Raw genomic sequence first — 23,865 nt, 5'->3', positions numbered from 1 at the left:
ACTTCTCTATAACTCAAACAAGCTCAAAATGAAGAAATTAATTTGCTATTGCTTAGCTCTAAGCCTACTGAGCAGCAACATGCTTGTGGCTCAGGAGAGGCAAGCCACACACTCGACCTACTACGAGCAGCGTGTGAGCCACTTCCGCTCGCTACCGGCCAAGAAAAAGTGTGTCATCTTCCTCGGAGATAGCATCACGGACGGAGCTGAATGGGGGGAGCTATTCTCCCCCAAAAAGGTACTGAATCGAGGCATCAGTGGCGATACCTCTGCGGGTGTGCTCGACCGCCTAGACGAGGTTATACGCCACCAGCCCAAGAAGATCTTCCTCCTCATCGGTATCAACGACATCGCCCGAGGAGCAAGCGTGGAGGCTATCTGCCACAACATCTTCACCATCCTAGAGCACATCCAGGAGGGCTCACCAGAGACTCAGATCTATGTGCAGAGCATCTTGCCCGTAAACGATCGGTTCACCAAGTTCCCTGGGGTGATGAAGAGGGCCTCCCTCATACCGCTAGTCAATCAAGTCCTAGAGGAAAATGCCGCCCAGCGTCGGTACACCTACATCGACCTACATAGCCGTATGACGGATGGGTCTGGAAGGCTCAGGGAGGAGTTCACCAACGACGGTCTACACCTACTCCGACCAGCCTATGAGCATTGGGCCGAAGCGATCCGCACCTACCTATAGGGGCTAGGGGCAGGCCAAGAAGCTAGGCCAATCAGGATAAGGGGGTAGCCCCACACATCGAGCCTAGCAAAGAGAGAGCGGTGGAGGCCCAGGGCCTCCACCGCTCTTGTTTAAGGTCTATGTACAAATACCTGAGGCTTAGTTAGCCTTAGCCTCTGCGGAGCCCTTGGCTTCTTCACAACCCTTGGCCTTGTCGCAGCCCTTACCTTCCTCGCAACCCTTGCCTTCTTCGCAAGAGCCTTCGCCCTGAGCCTCACCAGCGCAGCAATCCTTCTTCTCAGCTACAGCACAGGCATCTGAGCAGAAGTTGTCGGGCGTGCAAGCACAAGAGTCCTGGCATACGCAAGTCTTGGTAGCCTCTTCGCTTGTAGCAGTAGCCTGCTTGTTTGAGTTACAAGCACTAACCACGAGAGCAAGTGCAAGAGCGAGTACAAATGATACTTTCTTCATTTTTTGAATTGAATTAAATTAATGTTTATATCTCATCCCTCGGTCTTTTATAGACAGAGAGGGGACTGAGGCAAGTCATAGCACCATCGCCTCTCGGGACGCATGGTGGGGGAGGAGCACAGAGGTCGCTTAGTCAATACGCTGCTGAATCTCGTAAAATGAATGGGGCGAACCCAAATACTGCAGGATGCACGAAACAAGAGCGGGACTAAGCTGTCGACAAGTAGGCCGATACCCCCTGCCCAGGAGCTGCGAGAGCAACTCAGGGTCGTGGTGGATCAAGTACCTGAATGAACGGCTCGCCGAGCGAGGCGAAACACCTGGATAGAAGAGCACAGCCAGCTCCTTGAAGCCATAGCAGCGATACTCTAGCAGGTGAGTCGCTGGTGTCGCCCGCCCAGGGCGACGAGATGGAGTTTCCATAGAGATCGTAAGTATATAGGTGAATAAACAAGCGAGGGGTAGCCCTCAGAGATCTCCTGGCGTGGGGAATATAATGCGCCCTGAGTAGTCCTAGAGGCCCAATCCGTGGGTGCAAAGTAAGGCGATTTTCTCCACCTATGCAAGAGGAGGGGGCTCTAGAGGGGGGCCCTTAGAGGGCTACAATGATCTAATATATAGGAGTATTAGCAGGAAAATTAAGCCGCTAGATCTCAGAGCGAGAGAGAGGGGTCTCTAAACAACCACCTAGCTAAGACGCCCCCAATCAAGGTGATGCCAGGCAGGTAAAAGGTTCAACTCACCCACAGAGCGATGGATGCCCGAGCTCCCTTGAGGTGGGCATTCATCACAGCTGCATCCCGCCCCCTGGCTGGGCTTATTGCCTTGCAAACACTCGAGAAGAAGCCTGCTCTTAATCTAGAACACATTGATAGTCAAGACCTAGTTACCTAAGCTTATTCCGAACTCACGTATAGTAATATATTGCCTAAGAAGATTAACTTCGCACAAAGTCAGAACACAAACTAAAAACAAACAAAACCCTCTCTAAGCGGGGTCATTCATCTCAAATAATAGGATACAAAGCATGGATATAACACAAAGACTGGAAGAGATTTGGAACTCAGATTATATCAACAACTTACCCTCTTCGATTAGCACGTTGATTAGAAAGCGTCGGTATGCATTTGCTCATAATCAAGATCAGAAAGACATTCTGATTACTGGGATTAACCCTTCATTTAGGAATGGAGAAAGCGAAGGAGTACTTCAATGGAATATGGAGCAAACCTGGTATCCCGAGAAGAATGAGAACGAGAGGAAGTATGATGTTTATTGGTCTCCTATAAGGAAGATTTTACATGGGAATGGCATTGATTTGCGTGCGAGAGCAAGCTATCTCGATATCTTCTATTTCCGAGAAAAAGATCAGACTTTCCTTCGATCCCAATTGCTTTCTAAGCCCGAAGGCATTCGATTTGTTGCTGAGCAGCTCAATCTCACGATGCATATTATAGAGGAAATTATTAAGCCTAAGCTGATCATTGTGAAGAATAAAGAGTCTTGGGCATACTTTGGCAGATATGCTCAAGAAAAGGGCTGGATATGGATGGGATATACATTTGAGCCTATTTGTGAGAGTCTGCCTTGTGGGGAGCTATGGAGGATTACTGGGCTTATAGATTCTCCAGAGCGTATCGCTCCAGAGATTACAGAAACTGCTCTTATCGGCACATTTGTGTTATTTACCAGTCATATCAGCCAATACACCAAGAGAGAGAAACGTCCTACACCTGAGCTATTACAACAGATTTTGAACTCTGATCTGTAGTGGGATAGGCCGTAAGTTCGTCCCTGCCTATTGATCCTACTTGGGTCTCTGTTGAGATCCTATTTGAGTCTCGATGGAGATCCTACTTGGGTCTCTAGTGAGCTCCATCCGAGAGCGCAGGCGAGGAGCTAGACGAGAGCGCAGGCGAGGAGCTAGACGAGAGCTCAGGAGAGAGCCTATCGAGAGCTCGGGAGAGATGTCCCCAGGAGTTCTCTGCACAGAGGGACAGAGGGCCTCTCCCCACCCCAACCCCAGCGAAGCCCAAGCCCCATCGAGTGCCCCTCGAAGAGGGGGCATGATGAGGACAGAGAGAGCCTCTCAAGAGCCAACGACGACAAAGTGTGCCGAGGATGAGCAAAAACTGTAAACAATGATTATCTTTGCCTTTGTCCTAGGTATTTACATTGGTTATGGTGTACCCCGATGGAAATTTACTCAAAGCCTGCTCACACAAGCAGCCCATATACCACATTCACCTAGAGGCAAAGCATCTCATTATTCACAATCAAAGCAAGCGATCACCGTTATGAAAAAGTTCATTCTCTCAGCCCTCTGCTCCCTCACCCTCCTCGGAGCAGCAACGCATCAAGCAGCAGCGCAGGACGTCTTCTCACACGACGACCAAGTCCTCAGCGTGGGTGTAGGCCTATCGAGCTCCACGTATGAGACCACCTTCCCTCCACTCTCGATTACTTACGAGCGTTCAGTAGCCGATAGACTGATCCAGCGAGGCTCATTCGGTCTCGGAGGTGTCATCGAGTTTCGAGGCTACACACAGGGTTCGCTCAACGGTAGTGCTATCTTTATTGGCCCTCGTGCCTCCTTCCATTATGAGTTCGTAGACAACCTTGACACCTATATCGCAGCTCATGCAGGCTTCCACTATCAGACCCGTTTCGTGGACAATGACACCAAGAGCAAGGTGGGCTTCATGCCCTACTTCACCGTGGGGATACGCTATGCGCTCTCTCCAGGCTTCGGGATCTTCGGCGAGGTCGGCACTGGGATCTCTGTACTCAAGGTAGGTGCATCATTTAGTTTCTAACCCCTAACCACCACCGTATAGACATCCGTATCAATGAAAGTACTTCCTCTGCTGCTGGGGCTCATCACGGGCCTTAGCCCCCTGACTTTGGTGGCACAGCACGGCTCTCGAACGCCTGAGCTCGGAGCTATCGTCCAGGGACACTTCGCCGCCCATGGTGCAGGCTATGGCGTACGTTCGCTGCCCGATGGCGAGCACTACACGCTCATCACCCCAGAGCGGGGTGCGATCGTCCGCTACAGCTTCGCCACGGGGGAGGCAATAGACACCCTCTTCAGTACCTCTCGGGCTCGAGACTGCAACTTCAAACAGTTCGACGACTACATCCTCTCGGAGGATGGCCGCCACATCCTCCTGATGACAGAGACCGAACCCATCTACCGCCGCTCGTCCCGCAGCCTCGTCTGGCACTACGACGTGCGACGCAATCGGGTCGAGCCGCTGAGCAGCAGCCCGGGCAAGGTGATGATCCCGACCTTCAGCCCCGATGGTCGTATGGTGGCTTTCGTGCGAGAGGGGAACATCTTCATCAAGAAGTTTGACTTCGACACCGAGGTGCAGGTTACCCGAGATGGCAGAGCCAATGCGATCATGAATGGGACGACGGACTGGGTGTACGAGGAGGAGTTCACCACCACGCAGCTGATGAGCTGGAGTGAGGATAGCGAGTTCCTCGCCTTCGCTAAGACCGACGAGAGTGCCGTCAAGCAGTACGAGATGCCCATGTATCGGGGGCAGACTTACCCCGAGGACTACGTCTACAAGTACCCCAAGGCCGGGATGGACAATAGCCGCCTCTCGGTGCATGTGTACAACGTCAAGGATCGCTCCGAGCAGCGTATCACCCTGCCCGAGGGGACGGACTACTACATCCCTCGTCTCGAGTATGTAGGCAGGGGGCGTTCGCTGGCCATCTTCACCCTCAACCGGCAGCAGAACCACCTGCGCCTCTTCTACGTCCACAGCAAGACGCTCGTGCCCAAGCTCGTCTTCCAGGAGCAGGAGGAGGCCTACATAGACAGCGACAATGTACAGTCGCTCGCCTTTACCCCCACGGGCTTTGCCTACCTGAGCGAGCGAGATGGCTATGCACACCTCTACCTCTTCTCAGACAAGGGCGTGCTCCAGAGACAAGCCACTCGAGGGGCTTACGACGTAACAGCCTTCTACGGGGTAGATCGCTCGGGCAACCTCTACTATCAGAGTGCCGAGACCAGCCCCATGGAGCGCACCATCTACCGCATAGACCCCAAGGGGCGCAAGCAGCTCCTCGGTCAGGCTGGCGGGACGAACCGAGCCGTCTTCAGCAAGGGCTTCACCTACTTCATCGGCTCACACACCAGTCTCAATAGCCCGATGCACACGGCCCTCTATCGTACCCAGGGCAATCAGGCTCTGCGTACCCTACAGGACAACTCCGTCCTCAAGCAGCGGCTCTCGGAGTATCGCTTTGCCGAGAAGGAGTTCATCCAGGTCGATACGAAGAGCTTCGGCAAGCTCAACGGCTGGATGCTCAAGCCCGTGAACTTCGACCCCAATCGTCGCTACCCCGTCGTCATGGTACAGTACAGCGGGCCCAATTCGCAGCAGGTACTCGACCGCTACAGCTTCGGTTGGGAGTACCATCTATCGCATGAGGGCTTCATCGTCGTCTGCGTAGACGGGCCAGGCACAGGGGCTCGGGGCGAGCAGTGGCGCAAGCAGACCTACCTCGAGCTTGGGGTACGTGAGAGCCAAGGGCAGATCGAGGCCGCCCAGTCCCTTGCCCGCCTGCCTTTCGTCGATGGGGCACGCATGGCAATTTGGGGTTGGAGCTTCGGAGGCTACAACACGCTCATGAGCCTCTGCCACGGGGCTGGGACTTTCAAGGTGGGGATCGCCGTCGCTCCAGTAACCGACTGGCGTTATTACGACACCATCTACACCGAGCGTTATATGCGCACCCCTAAGGAGAACCCCAAGGGGTACAAGATCTCCTCCGTCCTCGAGGCCGCCTCAGGCTTACAGGGCAGGCTGCTCTTGATCCACGGCAGTGCAGACGACAACGTCCACGTGCAGAATAGCCTAGACCTCATCGAGCAGTTTGTCCGAGCCGACAAGCAGTTCGATCTGATGATCTACCCCGACCGAGATCACAGCATCCGAGGGGGCAATACCTCCAAGCACATCTACACCAAGATGGTGCAGTACCTCAAGGATCATCTCTAGAGAGATCCGTCGAGGAACAGATAAACCTAGGGGGAGGCCATGCAGAGTCGCATGGCCTCCCCCTAGGCTTTGTATTCGTCCGATGGACATTGGGCTTATTTGCCTAACTTCGCTAGGAGAACGCCTCCCTAGCCCACAGCATCATGAGACCTCTGAGAGCCTGCTACATCACCCTCCTCCTCCTTCCTCTCCTCCTCTCGCCCCTCAGGGCTCAGAGCCTCGAAGTGGAGCAGATCAAGGCTCTTGCCCTCGAGAGCCTCGAGCAGCTCCTTGCCGAGGGATTGATCTCGCCTGAGCAGAGCCAGGCCCAGCTCGAGCTCCTTGAGCACTGGCTTGCCGAACCACTAGACCTCAACACAGCCTCGAGCGAGGAGCTGAGGCAGTTCGCCCTACTCTCCGAGTATCAAATTTATCATCTCATCAAGGCTCGCACCGACCGAGGGGGCTTCTTCGGCTCTATCTATGACCTCAAGCTCGTCCAAGGTTGGGACGAGCGACTCCTACGTCGCCTCATGCCCTTCGTTCGGGTAGTCCCAAGGGCGAAGCCTCGGCCTCGTCTCCTCGAGGGCGGAGCTTCGAGTGCAGCTCTAACTTCCTCCTGGAGCAATCGCCCCCTCAGGGAAGCTCTCGGAGGGCCTCTAGCGACTTCGATCCGCTGGCAGTACCACACCCGAGGAGGCCTCTCCGCCTTCTTCGCCGCCGCGCAAGACCAGGGAGAGCCCTGGAGCTACGAGGGGTACAAGGGCTTCGACGCCTACAGCGGCCACTTGAGCATCACCCGCCTGGGCAGTCTTAGGCGGATCGTCCTCGGAGACTATCGAGCCGCTTGGGGGCTGGGCTTGGTCCTCAGCCAGGGCTACATGCTCTCGAGCCTGGGGCGACCTCTGCGCCCCCGCCCCGGACGAGGCCTCACCCCAGTCTCAGGCACTGCCGAGGGGAATAAGCTACGAGGCCTAGCTCTCGAATGGGAGGAGGGCCCGTGGCAGCTCTCAGCCTTCCTCTCCAAGAGGTGGCTCGATGGACGCATCGACGAGCAGGGGGTGATCTATGGCCTCAGCGAGAGCGGCCTACATCGCAGTGCTGCCGAGTGGAGGCGTCGGGCACAGATACCGATGTCGGCCTGGGGCCTACGACTGGGATACAGCACCACTCAGCTACGGCTTGCACTCCAGCATCTATCCTACCGATGGGCGGGCTATCGCCTGGCAACAGCACAGGGAGCGATGGGGATAGAGCAGCTAAGCCATCTGTCAGGCCATGGCAATAGCTCCCTCTCCTATCTTTGGCTCTCAGGCTCAGGAGCTACGCAGCTCTCGGGCGAGCTTGCCCGCTCGGCACTCGGGTCTTGGGCCGTGGTACAGCAGCTTTGGCATCGCTTCGAGGGAGTGGGCGACCTCGCCCTCGAACTGAGATACTTCTCGCCCCTCTACTGGGCCTACTACAGCGCAGGCGTTGGGATGCGCCCGAGACCACGAGACGAAGAGGGGGTCAGGCTCTCGCTCGAGAGGGTCGAGCTCTCTCGAGGCCTTGAGCTCGGGGCTGCCGTAGATCTATACCGAGCCGTAGGCCGTGCCTCCGAGCCGAAGCAGAGCAGAGCTCATCTGCTCGCTCTAGACCTGCTCTATCACCCTCAACCCTCTCTCGCGCTCACGCTCCTGATTAGACACCACCAACGCCCCGAAGGGACGAAGAGGCAGCGCATTAGGCTCGCCGCTACCTTCTCCTCCAGCGAAGCTACCCTTCGCCTAGGAACAACACTCCTGAATATAGGCCACAGGACTAAGAGACAATCAAACCAAAGGGCGTGGGCCTTCGACGCTCGACTAAGCGGTCAAATAGACAGCGGCACTCACTGGTGGATCAGTGGCCTCTACTTCGATGCTCCCCTTTGGCAGACACGCCTCTACAGCTATGAACCTCGTACAAGCTTCGACTATACCCCGCACTTCGTTTGGGGCAAAGGTTGGCGTCTGACCCTAGGGGTCAAGTGGCGCATAGCCAATAGGCTAGGCCAAAGATAGCCCACCTCGAGAGAGGTAGGCTATCTGCTAGAGAGCAGCAGCTATGGCTGGTGCTGCGCCTGCGCTAGGCAGAGGGGAGAGATTCTATCGGAGTACCAGCTCTTTCAATGATCTCGTAAGTCTCCAATAGATTGTTCGGGAGATCCTCTGGCTTAATGGCTACAAAGCGAACACGAGGATTCTCTCCTAGATTGACAGCCGTTGTACTACAGTAAGTGAAGACCTTGAAGCAGAGCGAGGAGTCCTCCTTAAGCCTCGAGAGGAAATAGTCCTCCGCAATGAGCGGGGTATCTATATACTGAACTCCATCGACATGATAGCCCTCTCGAGGATGGGGTAGATAATAAGGAATATTATATCGCTCTAAAATCACCTTAGTAACCCTCTTATCCTTCTCTCCTGTAACGTCCTCGAATTCATAGACGGGCTGACCGAGGAAAACTGAGACCTCTTTTGCTTGTGCAATCGAAGGTCTGTCGCTTGAGGAGAACAACCCGACGTATGTATTCGGCTCGAAGACATTCTCAAGCTTGTAGATCGTATAGTGATGGGCAAATCGGGCTACAAGCTCTGGAGCACGAGGAAGCCAGAAGAATTTCCTTAGAAGTCTCTCGTAACCGCCATCCTCCTGCGATGCCAAAAGAAAAGCGGCTTGAAAGGCTTTCTTGGAAAGATTCAAGGTTCCGTCATCATAAGAATAGAAAGTCGCCTCTCGGCATTGATGCAGAAGAAACTTCAGGTCATTGATTCCAATGTTGGCGAGGAAGACCTTGCGCCCCCCCCTCATCTTGAATCCTTGTCGCAGAAGCTTCAGGGTTTGCCAATAGGCCAAAGGCCTATTGCGCAGCTGCTTCGAATCGCATGCAAGGCCTTTGACCCTGATAAATCTACTGCACTTGGCCTCTAGCCTTTGAGCATAGTAGGCATACTTTTTATTCCATGTAAGGGAGTACATCACCCCCATGAAATCTTCATCAGGGAAAAGATCTATGATGCGCTCCGCAATCAAAACCTGAAGTGGTGTACAACAAATAATCAAATTCATACTCAGGGCTTCAGGATTGGGGAGAGGATTTCATATAACCGATCATACCCTTGTGTGTTCAGATTCAGCCCATCACTGGTATAAATGCGCGAGAGCTTCCCGTAGGAGTCCACGAAGTGCTCGTTGAGCGACACCCAATGCACTCGCTCATATTTTTGAGAGATTGCCTGGAGCAATTCATTAAGCACCTGTACCTGAGTATTGTCATAGTCTACACGGAACAGACCCTTGAGGCACTCCAGTAGGCAAACCTTTATCTCTGAGTCTCTCTGCAGCAGCAATTCTAGCACTCCCTCTACACGATGAGCAATCTCTTTTGGGCTTCCTTTGCCCTTACGCAAGTCATCACGACCAAGGTCTAGGACAACTTTCTTGGCCAGGGTAAGATCCTCTCGCTGTAAAACAAGACTCCTATAAGGATCTGCTAGAGCTGCAGTTATAGCTAGATTCTGAATCCGAAGTGAGGTGTACTCAGAGTGATCGAAAAGAGCCAAAAGAGATCCTCCAAGTAAAGAAACGTCGGCCAGAAGTCCGAAGCAGGCATCCTTGAGTTTTATTTCTCTTTTGGCCTGAGCAAGCAGGAGCTCCTCTCTCTTGCTTTGCTGCATCAAGAAATAGAAGTACTCGAAATCATGTCGGGTATCTATGTCTACGGAAACAAACTTATCCATCTTGTAGGCCATACTGCGGGCTCCATAGAAGTGCTTCTGCTGAAGATATGCCTCAGGTTTGGCAATATAGAAGACTCCATTGGCCGAGTACTCAGTTGGATACATCTGCCTATAGTAGTTAGAATAATCGATCGACCAATGCTTCATCGACAAGTCCTCATCGATGACATGGGTCAAGACCGTGGGCTTAGAGGCTTCAGTTACTGAGGCCAGGAAGTCGAAGTCCTCATAACGCTCCTCGAAGGCTCTGCAGACATCGATGCAGTGCTGCGCAGTACGCATCGGAGTAGTAGGCTGTAGTAGGGCAAAATAGTCATAGTCATACCAGGAGTAGCGCAGGAGAACATCCTCTAGAACCTGATAACTGGAGGCCTTATCTGTGGCCAGGTGAGGGGCACGCTTAACGAAATCTATTGGGTAGTATGAAAGGAAATCGATATACTCCTGTGAGTCTGTTGTCAAAATAATCTTGTCAAAGATACCAGAGTCTAGAGCTGCCTCTATGGAGTAAGCCAAAACTGGCTTACCATCAACCATGAGCATATTCTTATTACGCAAACCCTTCGATCCAGACCGGGCAGTAATGATGGCTATTTTTTTCATGATTTGTACATATTTGATGTATGCAAACGCTCTCCGACCAACACACATGCAAAGGAAAGTATTTTATCCCAATTCCACAATGAAATTGCATTTAGAAGCAAAGCAAAGATAGCCCACCTCGAGAGAGGTAGGCTATCTGCTAGAGAGCAGCAGCTATGGCTGGTGCTGCGCCTGCGCTAGGCAGAGGGGAGAGGGGACGGGAATTACTGCTTGACAGCCTCTCTCTGCTCACGACCAGCAGCATAGGCCTCCATAGCCTCGTAGCTCATAGCCATGGAGCTGAACCCCCCGTCGTTGAAGAGGTTCTGCATCGTAATCTTGCGCGTAAGATCACTGAATAGGGTGATGCAGTAGTCGGCGCAGTCGTCGGCATCGGCATTGCCTAGGGGCGAGATGTCCTCTGCGAAGTTGAGTAGGTCTGTCATCCCCTTGACACCGCTGCCAGCCGTCGTCATGGTGGGGGACTGAGACACGGTATTGATGCGTACCCCCTTCTCACGGCCATAGTAGTAGCCGAAGCTACGGGCGATGGACTCGAGCAAGCTCTTAGCATCAGCCATGTCTCCATAACCCAAGAAGATGCGCTGTGCAGCAATGTAGGTCAGAGCGACAACTGAGCCTCCACGAGCAATAGCGTCGAGACGCTTGGCCGTCTGTAGCATCTTGTGGAACGAGATGGCAGAAATATCGAGCGTGGACTGCAGCATCTTGTAGTCGAGATTGTCGTAGCTACGACCCTTGCGCACATTGGGGCTCATGCCGATAGAGTGTAGGACGAAGTCTACCTGCCCACCGAAGGTATCCATTGCCGTTTGGAATACCACCTCGAGGTCAGCCTCGCTGGTAGCGTCTGCGGGGACGATCTTAGCACCGAGCTTCTCGCCCAGTTCGTTGAGCTGTCCCATGCGTACAGCTACGGCGGTATTGGTCAGGATGATCTCTGCACCCTCTTCTACGGCACGCTCGGCAACCTTCCAAGCGATAGACTGTTCGTTGAGGGCTCCGAAGATGATCCCCTTCTTGCCCTTGAGTAGATTATAAGCCATGATAATTCGTTTTGCTTTGAGTGAATACTCGTTTATTTGGCACAAAGGTAATCATTTTGTGCAAGAGAATGCCAAGCCTCAGTTTTATTCTCCCTGGGGATGCCTCGGCAGAGAGAGACTATGGGGATAAAGAAAGAGAGAGCTGTGCGATGGAACGATCCTTGTCGTTCCATCGCACAGCTCTCATCTGTTTTGTGTCGCTCGATCTCGGCCTTGGCTCTAGGATGATGCCGCTATTGCGAGAGCTAGGGCGAGGGGGGATGAGCTTTGGCCTAGCCTACATACTCGTCAGAAACGGTCAGCTTAGCACGACCCTTGGCACGACGAGCAGCCAGCACACGACGACCATTGGCAGTGGCCATGCGTGAGCGGAAACCGTGCTTATTCTTTCTCTTGCGGTTGGATGGTTGGAACGTTCTCTTCATCTCGATTATTATTTTGATTTACTTATTACTCTCTAGGTCGTTGACACTTTGGAGCGCAAAGGTAGTGATTTCTTCCCTAAACTCCAAACACATTCTCCTGCGAACTGCTCGTTTGATAGATACGAAATAACCTTCACGAGCGAAGCCTTGACCCCCTCGGGAGATGAACCAAGAGGGAGAAAAGAGGTAAAGAGGGACTGATACTTTGGAAAACGAACCGAAATACATATCTTTGCCCTCGCTAAGCCAAGCCCGGATGGCGGAATTGGTAGACGCGTTGGTCTCAAACACCAATGAATGCAAGTTCGTGCCGGTTCGATTCCGGCTCCGGGTACTAGTAGATCCCGTTCCTAGAGCTCTCTAGGGACGGGATCTTTCGTTTGCCCTCTTAGGGCTCTAGAGACGAGCGTAATCGGCATCGCCTGTAACCTCTCGGATCAGCTCGAGGAAGGGGGGGAGCTTGACCTCAAGGCCTCGAGCCATCTTGACCTCGAGGACATACTCCTGCATGAGAGGCTCGAGGACTTGATCGAGCTCGAAGTACTGCTTGGCCCAGATGAAGCTCTTGCGCAAGAGATGATGCGAGGTTACCTGTGCCTGCGCGCTGATGAGATTCATACGGTTGAGATACTCGTCGGGGCTAATCTGACGCTCGGTGATGATACTCTTGGAGGCTTGGCTCAAGCGATGCTTTTGGCTAAGGAAGTAAACGTAATTGCCTCGGAGACCTCGCTTGCGCAGGCGAATACTACTACCATCCTCCTCGGTGATATAAGTCTGATAGATCTCGGCCTCGACACCATAGGGGATCTCGCCCACCACTCGGACGAGAAACTTACGCCGCTGCTCTGCCCCCGTGCTGCCATCCTCCTCGCCGAGGATGGAGCGGATGGCCTTGAGGGTCTGCTTGATCTTCAGGTCGAAGTCTACGTTATTCTCGACGATATGCAGCTCAGGATGTCCCGTCCAAGCCTTGAGGATGCGACTATCGAGCTCTCGAGCCTCCTCGACGCTCTCGTGGCGAGCATTATTATTCTCGGTCGTGTAGAACTCCTCCGCACCGATAGCTGCCGTTACCATGTGGATCACGGCATCGTAGCGAGCATCGCGGAGCTTAACCTCAGATAGACCAAGCTCGTCGAGCATGGCCTGCCAGATCGTAGGCTCCATGTAGGCGGATATATCCATCGTGCCTCGGTCGGCAATGATGATCACAGGCTGCTTCGCCTGTCGTGCTAGATCCATGAAAACATCCTCCATTTGGAGCTGAAACCTCAGCACAGCCTTCTCTATATTGTAGAAGTAATGCTTGTCGGGCGTAGCAAAGTTGATCGAGGCATTGCTGAAGAGCGTTGGGGTCTCGGGCAGGGCATAGACCAAGTAGCCCAAGTCGCTGAAGCGTTCGATGATCTTGGCCAATGCCGTAGTCTTACCTGCACAGGGGCCTCCTGTCAGGGCGATACGAGTAATATTTTTATTCATTTAATGAGGTAATATAGTTAATGGTGTTGGTCAGAAGGATCACGCGCCGATACGATAAGCAGCACATCCCCCACATGAATCTCGAGCTTGCCCTTAGGAACCATATAATCCTCTCCACGGCGTACTAGAATGACTAGCTCCTCTTCTCTTAGATCCAGCTCCATAAGCTTGTTTCCTGAGGCGAGCATTTGGTGCTCCACGAGCCTCTCCTCCATCTGCGCCCCAGTATGCTGGGGGATCTCGACACCGAAGAGACTTACATGCTCATAGACCTCATCATCGAGGCCAAGCCAACGAGCTACCTGTGGCAGGGAGCTCCCCTGTATGAGCAGAGAGAGCAGAGTGATGAAGAAGACGATGTTGAAGAGCGTATCGGCCCCCTCGACATTGTTCATCAGCGGATAAGTAGCAAAGATGATAGGCACAGCCCCACGCAGACCGACCCATGAGAGGAATGACTTGGCACGGTAGCTAATCGAGGAGAAAGGCAAGAGGCTCAGATGTACAGCTAGCGGACGAGCCACGAAGATCATAAAGAGCCCTGCCAACAGAGCGAAGGGAGCAACAACAATGAGATCTTCGGCATTGACAAGCAGACCAAGAAGGATGAAGAGAACAATCTGGAGTAGCCAAGTAATCCCATCAAAGAAGGTCAGGATACTCTTCTTATGCACAATCTTGTACCTGCCAAGGATAATTCCCATGATGTAAACAGCAAGATAGCCATTACCTAGTAGAAGGCTAGCAATCGAATAGGTTAGGAAGACAGCGCAGAGTAGTGAAATCGGATAGAGAGCCCCGTTGTCAATATTGATCCGATTAAGGAAGAGTACAGCAATGCGTCCAAAAAGGAAACCCACACCTGCACCAACACTAAACTGGAGGACGAAGGTCAAGAGGATGTTCCACCATGAGCCATCGCTGCCGCCTGTAACGAATTGAATGAGGGCAATGGTGAGCATATAAGCCATCGGGTCATTACTTCCACTCTCTAGCTCGAGAATGGGCTTGATGCCCTCCTTCAGATGCATATTGTTCGAGCGCAGCAGAGCGAAGACCGAGGCTGAGTCTGTGCTCGACATCGTAGCGGCCAGCAGCAGAGCGATAGGAAAACTCAAATGGATCGAGAAGTAGCTAAACGTCCCCATCCAATAGAGGAAGCCCCCGAAAAAGAAAGTCGTCAACAATACACCCACCGTCGAGAGGGCAATCCCTGGGCCAAGCACAGGCCGAATATCACTAATCTTAGTCTCCATCCCCCCGAAGAAGAGGATGACCGAGAGGGCCACAGTGCCGAAGAACTGTGTTGCCCCCGTATCGCTATACTCGAGCCCAAGACCCGAACTACCGAAGAGCATCCCCGTGATCAAGAAGAGCAAAAGCGCAGGTACGCCAAAGCGAGTGCCCAGCTTACCAGCCAAAATACCAGCGAGCATGAGCAGAGAGCCAATGAGCAGAATGATCTCGGTCGTAGCAATATATTCCATCAAATGTTGTGTAAAAAGATTTTCCGACTGGTACCTATCCAGCCCTACAAAGATAGTAATTCGACAGCAGAAGAACTTAGAGACTTGTAAGAGAGGTAAATTGACCGTGCTCGAGGACAAGCGACCACTCCCTCATCCCTACTCGCTCGATCGTCCTCCGAGGGTTCGAGCGAGGTACAAATAGGATACTAGTCAAGATCTCGATAGGGCCTCGATGGAGGTATAGATAGGGCCACAAGTGAGACCCAAGTAGGATCGCAGATGAGACATAAATAGGAGCTCGATCGAAGTCCTACTTATACCTCGAGTGAGGCTCTACCGAGATTCCATTCGAAGACTCATCTACCCCCTTCGTCAAGGTCTAAATAGGATCTCCGTAGGACTGCTCCTGAGCTCCTCGAGCGATCAGCGGGAGATGTAGCGAGAGACAAAGGCACCCACCCGAGCAGTGTATTCATCAGGGTGATCTCGGTAGCTCATGGCATGCGCAGCCTCGGGCACAATCCACAGTTCCTTGGGCTCTGCCTTGGCCTCGAAAAGCGGATACACCATGGACGTGGGGACGAAGTGGTCTTGGTCGCCATGGATGAAAAGCATCGGCAGACGAGCACGACGTAGCTGCTCGAGGGCCGAAGCTTCGTCCAACGCCCAGCCATACCTCCAGCGGCAGATCAAGTTCGCTACATCCATCAGAGGGAAGGAGGGCAAGCCGTACATCAGACCCAGCTGATAAGCGAACTCCTCCCATACGCTCGTATAGCCACAATCCTCGACGAAGCAGCGCACATAGTCCGCCTGTCGCTCGCCCGAGAGCATCATTGTCGTAGACGCTCCCATTGAAATCCCATGGACAACCATCTGCGTAGAGCCTCCAAAAATTTCGTTAGCCACTCCCATCCAACGCAGAGCATCCCAACGGTCTAGCCAACCCATTTGAAAGTAATCACCCTCGCTCAGACCTGCATTGCGCAGGTCAGGCAACAGAATGTTATAGCCAAGATCGGCATGATACATCTGTCCGATCATGAGCATACGGATGGCATTGTCCGTATAGCCGTGGATGATGACTGCCGTGGCCGTAGTCGGTCTCGAGGCCCGGACATAAAGAGCGTGCAGACGAGCACCATCATCCGCGACGATAGTCGTATCGAGCAGCCCCCCGACACGCCGCAGGCTATCGACCCAACCCTCAAGGCGAGGATAGGTATCGAACATGTATTCGTACGAACCCTCAAGGTCTCGACCTCGAGGGGCGGGGCGCAGTGAGCTCTCAAGCATATAGTGCGAGAGCCCCACAATGCCGATGAGCAAAACAAGGGCAAGCCAAAGCCCTCTTTTAAGCCATTTATTCATAATCGTTACCGATGTTAAACGTAAATAGGTGGTTACTTGCCCTCTACTTGGACTGGAGGAGGTAGGGGGCTGTCCTTGGGGGATGTTCTCCTCCTCGCCCAAGGGAAGAGCTCCCCGAGCGAATCGAAACGCTGACGCAGCAGGAGGCCCAGCCCCTGTGTCGTCAAGGACTGCCTCAGGTACTGATACATGTTGTTGTAGCGATTGTAAGCCTTTAGACGCAACGAACCTGACCGATTGAGCTTATACTCAAGGTCAAACTCACCGATGTATGTATTTTGCAAGAAGGGATTGTCATGATAGCCCACATTGCCATGGATCGAGAGCCTGTCGTCGAACCAGCTACCCGAGAATAGGAGCTCAATGTCAGTGTCCTCGAAGTAGACATTACGGGTCTTGATACTCGTCCCGATACGGACGTTCTGCGACAGATTGCCCAGCAGGTAAGACAACTGCTCCGATAGGGCAGACGAGGCCACGGCAGCCAGGTTCGAGGTTGTACTACTCTGCGACTGTTCGAGACGATCTTCTCGGGGAGAGAACTTCCCTAGAGCAATTAGGTAGAGCATTTGTCTATTGATCGCATCCTCCGAGTGTAGCAGCGAGCGTACCCGACGCTCGAGCTCTCGCTCAGCTCCAGGGAGCTCGATACCGAAGGCGATATCGGGCTTGCTCAACTCACCAGAGAGCTCGAGCAAGCAGTGAACAGGGACGTTGGTTCGGCGAGCCTCTGTCGCCAGCTCTTGGTCTAGATCTGCGATATTGGCCGTTAGGGCATAGATCGCTTGCAGATCAATATTGGCCCTCATGGGATCGCCTCTGAAGTCGATACGACCGCCCTCACGCAGGTTGAAACGTTTGTGTGCCAACTGCTCTAAACGAAAGACATAGTTCCCTTCGAGAACATTCAGCACTCCATACACACTCGATGCTCCAAGATAGGGCAGATGGATCTGTAGGCTACCCTCTGTGCGTCCCTTGAGCTCGTTCCCCACTCCATCGCCCAGTCGGAGGGTCTGCTTCGCCTCGGGCGTTACCTTCAGCCGCAGCAATATGTCTATAGCTCCCGAGGGACTAATAGTAGGAATGAGTTCATCCTCTACGGAGCGTTCGCCCTCAGTCCTAAGCGGCCTAAAGGTGATCAGATGGTCATCCCTCGAGGCCTTGGTCGGTGCAAAGTCCAAAACGACATCCGTGCCCGCCTCGCTGACGAGATCGACTTCCATGCGTAGGCGATCCAGCGAGCCATAGAGATGTGCCTCGCCAGACCCATAAGCCGAGCCATAGACAGGCATTCCTCTACGGCTATTACTCTCCAAGACCTTGATCTGCCGTGCATCGGAGATCTTGAGGTCTAGCTGCATCGCATCGAAATAGCGGTGGTGGATGACCCCATCGAGACGGGCCCTTCCTTTGCCTTCGTCTCGGATCTCGAGCCCATCGAAAATCATCTGCTCGGGTGTGAAGCGCAGACGATGATCGAAGCGATAGCGTGTCCCTAAAGGGATGATGCCGAGCTGTCCACCATCGACGTCCACCTCGCCCTCGATCGACACCCCCTCGTCGAAGAGACCGAAGAGGCGCATCATTCCCGTGCCACGACCCTCTACATGATCGGAAAAGGCACTGAGGAATACGGAGGTGAAGCCCAGCCCCAATCGATCAGCATCGAAACGAAGGTCTATGCCTGCCCCATCGGCAGGGCGGATGTAACCATCTACCTTGGTCTGCCCCCCATGCTCCTGGCGAACGAGACCATTGAGGTAGATATTCATCTCCTGGCTATCCCACTTGAGGCGAGCATCCATCTCCCCTACCCGATAGCCATCGAGCAGGAGGCTATCGCTGCGCAGCTCTGCCTCGGCCAAGAAGCGTGTGCCCTCGAGGCGTCCCGAGGCTCTACCCGTCAGATCGAGATCGACTAGGTTGAAGTCTACCCCTATGGCCGAGAGTATATACCCGAGGTTGATCCGCTCGAGCTCGATCGAGAGACGGTCATCGGGCTCGGAGCCGAGCCCTCCGTTGATGCTGAGGGATCGATCCTGGGTGCGCAGGCTTAGGTTCTGTACCATGATCGAGTCGCCCCCGACAGAGATCGAGGCGGGCGATACGGCCCACATCTGCCCATGCACCTTCACTAACGAGGGTGAGAGGCGGATATCCGCCCCGAGAAGCCTCGGTCTGCTAGAGAGCATATCTGGCTCAGTATCCAGCTGTGCAGAGAGGTTAAGGGAGCCGTTCGACTCCCCTGAGGCATCTCGTCCAAGGGCTAGTGCGAGTCGAAGCTCTTCGCCCACGAGGCTGAGGTCGAGGCGTGTGTCGAAGTAGCGGGTCGAGCCGTCAGGCAGCGTGAGGTCGCTCTCCAGGCTTAGGCTATCGCCCTCTAGTCGGGCCTGTATCTGATCGAAGCGGTAGCCTCCATAGCCGAGCCCATCCCCTCGCAGCTGTGCGCGTATGAGGCCCTCGACCTCGTCATAATGGGCTGAGAAATCAAGAGGACGCTCGAGCGAGAGCGGGAGGCTGGCTAATCGTGTCAGGGCTAGCGGTAGGTGCTCGACCCTAGCCTCTATATGGATCTTGGTCTGTCCCTGGGCTCGTCGCTGCCTCAGTTTAGCGAGCGAAGGCAGGCGGCCCAGCAACGAGCTACAGAGCTGCTCGGGCAGGCGCACGAGGTCATACGAACCTCGAGCTCTAAGGTTGAGCCAGGAGCTCTCCAGGCTCAGGCTACGCTCCTCTGGCTTGGAGGAGAGGGTAGCCCTAAGGCCCTTGAGCTCTAGGGTGTCAATGGAGCTTCGGCTGCTCAATCGATGTAGATCTACCTGTGCGTATGGGGTCTCGAGCCCTAGACTCTCGAGGCGAATGGAGCTGAGGAGCTCATAGATCCGTCCCTCGGGATCGTCCCAGAGGCCTAACCGACCTGGCTCGAAATGGGGGATATTGATCTCGAGGCTGAGGTCTCGGGGTTCACCCGCCAGTAGGGAGAAGTCCCCCTCGATCCGCCCTAGGGCTCTTGGGTCTCGGCTCTCGAGAGAGAGATGATGCTCTCGAGATGAAGCCCCAGGGCTCAGCCGAAGCGTTAGTGCGCCATAGCTCTCCCCAGCCCAGGAGAACTCGGGGAGCTCAGCCTCAAGCTCTCCGCTCCAGAGGTCGCCCTGCTGCTGCGCATGGATCTGCAGTGAAGCCCGCAGGTAGTCTAGAGGGATCAAGCCCTCGAGCACTGGGCCGAGCTGCAAGCCCTCGGTCTGCAACTCGGATGACAGGCTCGAAAGCTCCCCCCCGGAGAGACCTAGGTCGAGCCTCACCCGCAGCTCGCCCAAAGATGAGGATAGACGTCCGGAGAGCTCTGCCCGACGCCCCTCTTCGTGGGCCACACGACCTAAGAACTGTAGCTGACTGAGCTTAGAGAGCCGTCTAAGGGGAGAAGCCTCCTCAATCCCCAAGAGATCCAGGAGTCGTAATGCTAGGGGCGAGCGAATGCCCCAGCTTAGGGCTTGAGCCTCAACCCCGAGGTAATGGCCGTCGGCATCGAGCCTCATCTGCCCCTCGGGCAGCGTACAGTAGAAGCGGCCCTGGATGCTAGACTCTAGCCCCCGGATGCTGAGTCCCTCTTCGGTTGCCTCTGCCCTCAGCTCTAAGCGCAGGGGCTCATGATCGGAGGCGAGCTTTGGCAGCCAAGGCATGAGGTCCAGGGGGGAGAGTGAGAGCTCGTGTAGCTCGAGCCTCTCGATGGCTCGCCATAGGGGTCGCTGCGTGTCGATAGAGAGTAAGGGAACGAATAGATGGCTATGGGGAAGGCGCAGCATGAGGTCGGAGAGGGTCAGCCGCCCCGCCCGAAGCTCGACCTGGGCCGAGAGATGCTCGAGCGTACTGGCCCACTGAGGCTGGGCCGAGAGCTGATCGATGATGCCCGAGACTTCGTCTGCAGCGACACGCAGAAGATCGATCTTGGTCGATAGCCTCTCGACACATAGGAGCGTATCAGCACCACGCAGGAGGCGAACATGGGCATCACGAATGAGGAGCGTATTGAGGACTATCGGGGTCTCGTTAGAGGTCGAGTCGGCCTGTGAGAGATGGTCGATGATATGCTGGATGTTGAGTCGCCCAGTCTCGGGGTCTTGCTGTAGCTCGATCTCTAGGTCGAAGAGGCGTGCCGAGGCGATCCGAGCCTCTTGCCCCATGAGGAGCTCTCTCCAGCTGAATGTCCCCAGGAGGCGATGAGCTCTGAGTACTTGACGTCCCTCTTCGTCCTTGAGCTTGATCCCGTCGATGGCGATCACATCGCCCCTAGAGAGACCGATGCGCTCGACCTCGACTTCAGCTCCTAGGAGCTGGCTGAGCTCACGGGAGGCGAAGCGTCCGACCTCTCGCTGCACCCAGTCGATGCGCAGCAACAGAGAGGGCAGGATATAGAGCAAGAGCCATACAGCGACGATGATCATGGTCACTACACGGAGTACACGGATGGTTCGCTTGTCAAACTGCCACTTCCACATCTCTAATCTTCAAGCCCTAGACGTTGCTCCAAGGCCTTTCTCGAGCCTATGGATACAACCCCACAAAGGTACTAAGACCGCAGCATTTGCACAAAGCCCCTGAATGGGGTACTGAGCTACCCTCGGAGGGGGGCTCTATCGTGCTGGAGACAAGAGCCTGGGGAGTAGCTCCATAGAGATCTAAATAGAGCCTCAATAGAGGCATAAGTAGGAACGCAAGTGAGATCCAAATAGGAGCTCCATAGAGATCTAAATAGGGCCTCAATAGAGGCACAAATAGGAGCGCAAATGAGATCCAAATAGGAGCTCCATAGAGATCTAAATAGGGCCTCAATAGAGGCACAAATAGGAGCGCAAGTGAGATCCAAATAGGAGCTCCATAGAGATCTAAATAGAACCCCACAGAGGCATCAGTAAGAACTTAAGTGAGGAGAGGATAGAGCTTCGCTCAAGAGAAGAATAGGATCGACCTGGAGTAAAAAGTGCAGGCTCGGGCGAAAAAAGAGAATAAACTGAAGTTTTTGTATATTTGACCCGCTGAAATAGCATCGAACTAAAGACAAGAACCCTTATACCCCGACAAGCTATGGCCAACAACAAAGCAAGGCTCAACCCCGAGGCATTCGACGCCGTTGTGGAAGGCAAGCAAGTACGTTTGTATTCCCTAGAGAATAAGCACGGAGCAGAAGCACACTTCATCAACCAAGGAGCGAAGCTCGTCTCCCTCGTAGTCCCCACCAAGACTGGCGGCTGGGCCGACGTAGTCATCGGACACGACAGCACGACAGATTACTTGCAGAGTGAGGAGGCCTACTTCGGAGCTATCTGTGGACGCTACGCCAACCGCATTGCACGGGGACGATTTAGCCTCGATGCAGAGGAGTACACCCTGGCAATCAACAACGGGCCCAACGCCCTGCATGGAGGGCTCAAGGGCTTCAACGCTGTCATCTGGGATGCCGAACAGTTAGCTCCCAACCAGCTCCGCCTGCGCTACACCTCGCCCGATGGTGAGGAGGGCTATCCTGGAGAGCTCAGCGTAGAGGTTACCTACACCCTGAGCGACGACAACGAGCTCTGCATCGATTACAAAGCCACAACGACGAGGCCCACGGTGCTGAACCTGACGAATCACGCCTACTTCAACCTCTCTGGCGACGGCGATGCTAGCGTGCACGATCATCTGCTCGAGATCAACGCCCAAAAGTATCTGCCCACGGACAATACTGCCATACCTTACAAGGAGGCTGAGGCGGTAGAAGGTACGCCCTTCGACTTCCGCACCCCTCACACCATAGGCGAACGCATTGACACTCCTGTCGACCAGCTCCTTTGGGCTCGTGGCTACGACCACACCTTCATCCTGGACAAACCCTTGGGTAAGCTCGGCTTCGCAGCCCGATGCTCATCGCCCAAGACCGGCATCGTCATGGAGGTTTACACCGACCAACCAGGCGTACAGCTCTATACGGGCAACTGGATGAGTGGCAACATGCGTGGCAAACACGATGCTCGTTACCCTGCCCGCGCAGCTCTCTGCCTCGAGACGCAGCACTTCCCCGATAGCCCTAATAGACCTGATTATCCCTCGACACGCCTCTCGCCAGGCGAGACCTTTCGCTCGACCACAGTCTTCGCCTTCCAAACGAAGCAATAGAGCCCTTTGGTAGAAACAGTTTAAGTTTAACCCAAATACGTAGTTTCAAAAAACAATGAACCAAATCAAACAACAGCAGAGCTACTTCATGCCATTCGTCATCATGGTGGTGCTGATGTCGCTCATCGGATTGATTACCAATCTGAACCAGCAGTTCCAAGGCCCTATGCAGGCAGCCTACTTGATCAAGGGCGGCAGCATGACCATCACACTGACGAACCTGCTCAACTTCTCCTTCTTCTTGGCTTATCTAGTGATGGGCCCTTTCACCAATCGTTATGTGGACAAGAATGGTTACAAGAAGTCTCTGACCTTCGGACTCTTCATCCTCATCGCAGCCTTTGGCCTCTATGAGCTCTCAGCCTATGTCTTCGAGACCTTCGACAAGGCTAACTTCGAGGGGATCATCGCCGAGGCTAAGGCAGCAGGCGATAGCTTCAAGTACACAGGTGCTGTTGAGGTGCCCATAGCTTACTATGTATTCCTGGTGGCTGCCTTCGTCGCCGGTACGGCTCTAACCTACCTACAGGCTGTGGTGAACCCTTATCTCGTAGCTTGCGACGTCAAGGGCACATCCGCTGTACAGCGTCAGAGCATCGCAGGGGCTGGTAATTCGCTGATGACTACCGTAGGCCCACTCTTCGTAGCCTATGTGATCTTCCAGCAGAAGAGCGGACTGGACATCGACATCACTTCGCTCTATGTACCCATCCTCGCCCTGATTGTCCTCGTGGGCCTGATCATCGCCGCCCTCGGCAAGATCCATCTGCCCAGCATTGCTAGTGCAGAGAAGAAGGAGGGCGAAGTGCTCGAGAAGAGCGTATGGAGCTTCTCTCACCTTGCTCTCGGTGTCGTGGCCATCTTCATGTATGTGGGCGTTGAGGTAGCTGTCGGAGCAAACATCACCCTCTACGCCAAGGACAGTGGCTTCGACGTTTCTTCGGCAGCGACCATGACCTCTATGTACTGGGGCGGTCTGCTCGTGGGTCGTCTGCTGGGCAGCTTCCTCAGCAAGATCAGTGCCAATGCCCAGCTGGCCGTTACCTCCGCCGCTGCTGGTATCCTGGTGGCCGCTGGTATGCTTACGAACAACCCCTGGATCATGGTCGGCGCAGGACTCTTCCACTCAATCATGTGGCCTGCTATCTTCTCCCTGGCGATCGATAAGCTCGGCAAGTACACCTCAGCTGGTACTGGAGTGCTGATGATGGGTGTCGTGGGGGGAGCTATCCTACCTTTCATCCAGGCCATGGCAGTAGACTTCATCGGTAGCTGGCAGTGGACTTGGATCATCGTAGTGGCCGCAGAGCTCTACCTCCTCTACTACGCCCTCGTGGGTTACAAGGTAAAGCAACTGCCTTAGTCCTCTAGATAGACCCAATAGAGAAAAGCAGCTGGCGGATGGCTGAGG

The 23,865-nt window shown here is 54.2% G+C and carries 17 protein-coding genes and 1 tRNA gene; 8 read left to right on the top strand and 10 right to left on the bottom strand.

All coding sequences use genetic code 11. The annotated features are described in order from the left end of the window. Window positions 1-28: 28 nt before the first annotated feature. Window positions 29-694 carry a GDSL-type esterase/lipase family protein gene (locus tag HQ37_RS06750; RefSeq protein ID WP_036881699.1) on the top strand — a complete coding sequence of 222 codons (666 nt, stop codon included), beginning with the start codon at window positions 29-31 and terminating at the stop codon, window positions 692-694. 138 nt (window positions 695-832) lie between these two features. Here the strand turns inward: HQ37_RS06750 and HQ37_RS06745 are convergent, their stop codons facing one another. Both HQ37_RS06745 and HQ37_RS08240 read right to left on the bottom strand, forming a co-directional pair. Beyond that, complete coding sequence (locus tag HQ37_RS06745; protein WP_036881698.1) at window positions 833-1,144, bottom strand: hypothetical protein; 312 nt, start codon at window positions 1,142-1,144, stop codon at window positions 833-835. A gap of 129 nt (window positions 1,145-1,273) precedes the next feature. Continuing rightward, a complete protein-coding gene (locus tag HQ37_RS08240) occupies window positions 1,274-1,567 on the bottom strand; it encodes a DUF4248 domain-containing protein (RefSeq protein ID WP_081951799.1) in 294 nt (97 codons plus the stop codon). A gap of 604 nt (window positions 1,568-2,171) precedes the next feature. Between HQ37_RS08240 and HQ37_RS06740 the strand changes: the two genes are divergently transcribed. The 4 genes from HQ37_RS06740 to HQ37_RS06720 all read left to right on the top strand — a co-directional run bounded on the left by HQ37_RS06740 (window position 2,172) and on the right by HQ37_RS06720 (window position 8,189). Next, entirely contained in the window at window positions 2,172-2,915 is a 744-nt protein-coding gene (locus tag HQ37_RS06740; RefSeq protein WP_036881697.1) for a hypothetical protein, read from the top strand. A 526-nt stretch (window positions 2,916-3,441) separates the two neighbouring features. Then, window positions 3,442-3,960: a hypothetical protein gene (locus HQ37_RS06730; protein WP_036881694.1), complete on the top strand. Its 519-nt coding sequence runs from the start codon at window positions 3,442-3,444 to the stop codon at window positions 3,958-3,960. Window positions 3,961-3,993: 33 nt separating this feature from the next. Continuing rightward, entirely contained in the window at window positions 3,994-6,168 is a 2,175-nt protein-coding gene (locus HQ37_RS06725) for a S9 family peptidase (protein WP_036881691.1), read from the top strand. A 143-nt stretch (window positions 6,169-6,311) separates the two neighbouring features. Continuing rightward, the gene (locus HQ37_RS06720; RefSeq protein ID WP_036881688.1) at window positions 6,312-8,189 is read left to right on the top strand and encodes a helix-hairpin-helix domain-containing protein; all 1,878 of its coding nucleotides are present in this window, start codon (window positions 6,312-6,314) and stop codon (window positions 8,187-8,189) included. 64 nt (window positions 8,190-8,253) lie between these two features. Here HQ37_RS06720 and HQ37_RS06715 read toward each other — a convergent pair whose 3' ends face one another. From HQ37_RS06715 to rpmH, 4 genes are all read right to left on the bottom strand, one after another. Beyond that, entirely contained in the window at window positions 8,254-9,234 is a 981-nt protein-coding gene (locus HQ37_RS06715; protein ID WP_081951798.1) for a glycosyltransferase family 52, read from the bottom strand. Between the two features lie 2 nt (window positions 9,235-9,236). Continuing rightward, window positions 9,237-10,508, bottom strand: a complete 1,272-nt coding sequence (locus HQ37_RS06710; RefSeq protein WP_036881683.1) for a cytidylyltransferase domain-containing protein — start codon at window positions 10,506-10,508, stop codon at window positions 9,237-9,239. Window positions 10,509-10,711: 203 nt separating this feature from the next. Continuing rightward, window positions 10,712-11,554: an enoyl-ACP reductase gene (locus HQ37_RS06705; protein ID WP_036881681.1), complete on the bottom strand. Its 843-nt coding sequence runs from the start codon at window positions 11,552-11,554 to the stop codon at window positions 10,712-10,714. Between the two features lie 272 nt (window positions 11,555-11,826). After that, window positions 11,827-11,979, bottom strand: coding sequence for a 50S ribosomal protein L34 (rpmH, locus tag HQ37_RS06700; protein ID WP_036881679.1), 153 nt, complete (start codon window positions 11,977-11,979; stop codon window positions 11,827-11,829). A 250-nt stretch (window positions 11,980-12,229) separates the two neighbouring features. On the opposite strand from rpmH, the gene HQ37_RS06695 reads away from it, so the two are divergent. Continuing rightward, a tRNA-Leu gene (locus HQ37_RS06695) sits at window positions 12,230-12,313 on the top strand. Between the two features lie 62 nt (window positions 12,314-12,375). On the opposite strand, the gene HQ37_RS06690 is transcribed toward HQ37_RS06695, so the two are convergent. From HQ37_RS06690 to HQ37_RS06675, 4 genes are all read right to left on the bottom strand, one after another. Continuing rightward, window positions 12,376-13,461: an ATP-binding protein gene (locus tag HQ37_RS06690; protein WP_036881677.1), complete on the bottom strand. Its 1,086-nt coding sequence runs from the start codon at window positions 13,459-13,461 to the stop codon at window positions 12,376-12,378. 17 nt (window positions 13,462-13,478) lie between these two features. Further along, the gene (locus tag HQ37_RS06685) at window positions 13,479-14,948 is read right to left on the bottom strand and encodes a potassium/proton antiporter (RefSeq protein WP_036881676.1); all 1,470 of its coding nucleotides are present in this window, start codon (window positions 14,946-14,948) and stop codon (window positions 13,479-13,481) included. Between the two features lie 405 nt (window positions 14,949-15,353). Then, window positions 15,354-16,301 (bottom strand): alpha/beta hydrolase, encoded by a 948-nt coding sequence (locus tag HQ37_RS06680; protein WP_036881675.1) that lies wholly within the window; start codon window positions 16,299-16,301, stop codon window positions 15,354-15,356. Between the two features lie 32 nt (window positions 16,302-16,333). Beyond that, window positions 16,334-20,797: a translocation/assembly module TamB gene (locus HQ37_RS06675; protein WP_036881674.1), complete on the bottom strand. Its 4,464-nt coding sequence runs from the start codon at window positions 20,795-20,797 to the stop codon at window positions 16,334-16,336. Window positions 20,798-21,383: 586 nt separating this feature from the next. On the opposite strand from HQ37_RS06675, the gene HQ37_RS06670 reads away from it, so the two are divergent. Together HQ37_RS06670 and HQ37_RS06665 are read left to right on the top strand one after the other, a co-directional pair. Continuing rightward, a complete protein-coding gene (locus HQ37_RS06670) occupies window positions 21,384-22,454 on the top strand; it encodes an aldose epimerase family protein (protein WP_036881673.1) in 1,071 nt (356 codons plus the stop codon). A gap of 55 nt (window positions 22,455-22,509) precedes the next feature. Then, on the top strand, window positions 22,510-23,817 hold the full coding sequence (locus HQ37_RS06665) for an MFS transporter (protein ID WP_036881671.1): 1,308 nt from the start codon (window positions 22,510-22,512) through the stop codon (window positions 23,815-23,817). Window positions 23,818-23,865: the final 48 nt, after the last annotated feature.

Source organism: Porphyromonas sp. COT-239 OH1446, from assembly GCF_000768875.1.
GTDB lineage: Bacteria > Bacteroidota > Bacteroidia > Bacteroidales > Porphyromonadaceae > Porphyromonas.
Note: the sequence above shows the minus strand (reverse complement) of the source record. Positions and strands in the feature narration are given on the sequence as shown.

What these genes read in the sequence shown, in the direction of transcription:
- HQ37_RS06675 (WP_036881674.1), bottom strand. Translation starts at nt 20,797, where the DNA reads ATGTGGAAGTGGCAGTTTGACAAGCGAACCATCCGTGTACTCCGTGTA.
- HQ37_RS06725 (WP_036881691.1), top strand. Translation starts at nt 3,994, where the DNA reads ATGAAAGTACTTCCTCTGCTGCTGGGGCTCATCACGGGCCTTAGCCCC.
- HQ37_RS06665 (WP_036881671.1), top strand. Translation starts at nt 22,510, where the DNA reads ATGAACCAAATCAAACAACAGCAGAGCTACTTCATGCCATTCGTCATC.
- HQ37_RS06705 (WP_036881681.1), bottom strand. Translation starts at nt 11,554, where the DNA reads ATGGCTTATAATCTACTCAAGGGCAAGAAGGGGATCATCTTCGGAGCC.
- HQ37_RS06730 (WP_036881694.1), top strand. Translation starts at nt 3,442, where the DNA reads ATGAAAAAGTTCATTCTCTCAGCCCTCTGCTCCCTCACCCTCCTCGGA.
- HQ37_RS06715 (WP_081951798.1), bottom strand. Translation starts at nt 9,234, where the DNA reads ATGAATTTGATTATTTGTTGTACACCACTTCAGGTTTTGATTGCGGAG.
- rpmH (WP_036881679.1), bottom strand. Translation starts at nt 11,979, where the DNA reads ATGAAGAGAACGTTCCAACCATCCAACCGCAAGAGAAAGAATAAGCAC.
- HQ37_RS06680 (WP_036881675.1), bottom strand. Translation starts at nt 16,301, where the DNA reads ATGAATAAATGGCTTAAAAGAGGGCTTTGGCTTGCCCTTGTTTTGCTC.
- HQ37_RS08240 (WP_081951799.1), bottom strand. Translation starts at nt 1,567, where the DNA reads ATGGAAACTCCATCTCGTCGCCCTGGGCGGGCGACACCAGCGACTCAC.
- HQ37_RS06710 (WP_036881683.1), bottom strand. Translation starts at nt 10,508, where the DNA reads ATGAAAAAAATAGCCATCATTACTGCCCGGTCTGGATCGAAGGGTTTG.
- HQ37_RS06745 (WP_036881698.1), bottom strand. Translation starts at nt 1,144, where the DNA reads ATGAAGAAAGTATCATTTGTACTCGCTCTTGCACTTGCTCTCGTGGTT.
- HQ37_RS06690 (WP_036881677.1), bottom strand. Translation starts at nt 13,461, where the DNA reads ATGAATAAAAATATTACTCGTATCGCCCTGACAGGAGGCCCCTGTGCA.
- HQ37_RS06685 (WP_036881676.1), bottom strand. Translation starts at nt 14,948, where the DNA reads ATGGAATATATTGCTACGACCGAGATCATTCTGCTCATTGGCTCTCTG.
- HQ37_RS06750 (WP_036881699.1), top strand. Translation starts at nt 29, where the DNA reads ATGAAGAAATTAATTTGCTATTGCTTAGCTCTAAGCCTACTGAGCAGC.
- HQ37_RS06670 (WP_036881673.1), top strand. Translation starts at nt 21,384, where the DNA reads ATGGCCAACAACAAAGCAAGGCTCAACCCCGAGGCATTCGACGCCGTT.
- HQ37_RS06740 (WP_036881697.1), top strand. Translation starts at nt 2,172, where the DNA reads ATGGATATAACACAAAGACTGGAAGAGATTTGGAACTCAGATTATATC.
- HQ37_RS06720 (WP_036881688.1), top strand. Translation starts at nt 6,312, where the DNA reads ATGAGACCTCTGAGAGCCTGCTACATCACCCTCCTCCTCCTTCCTCTC.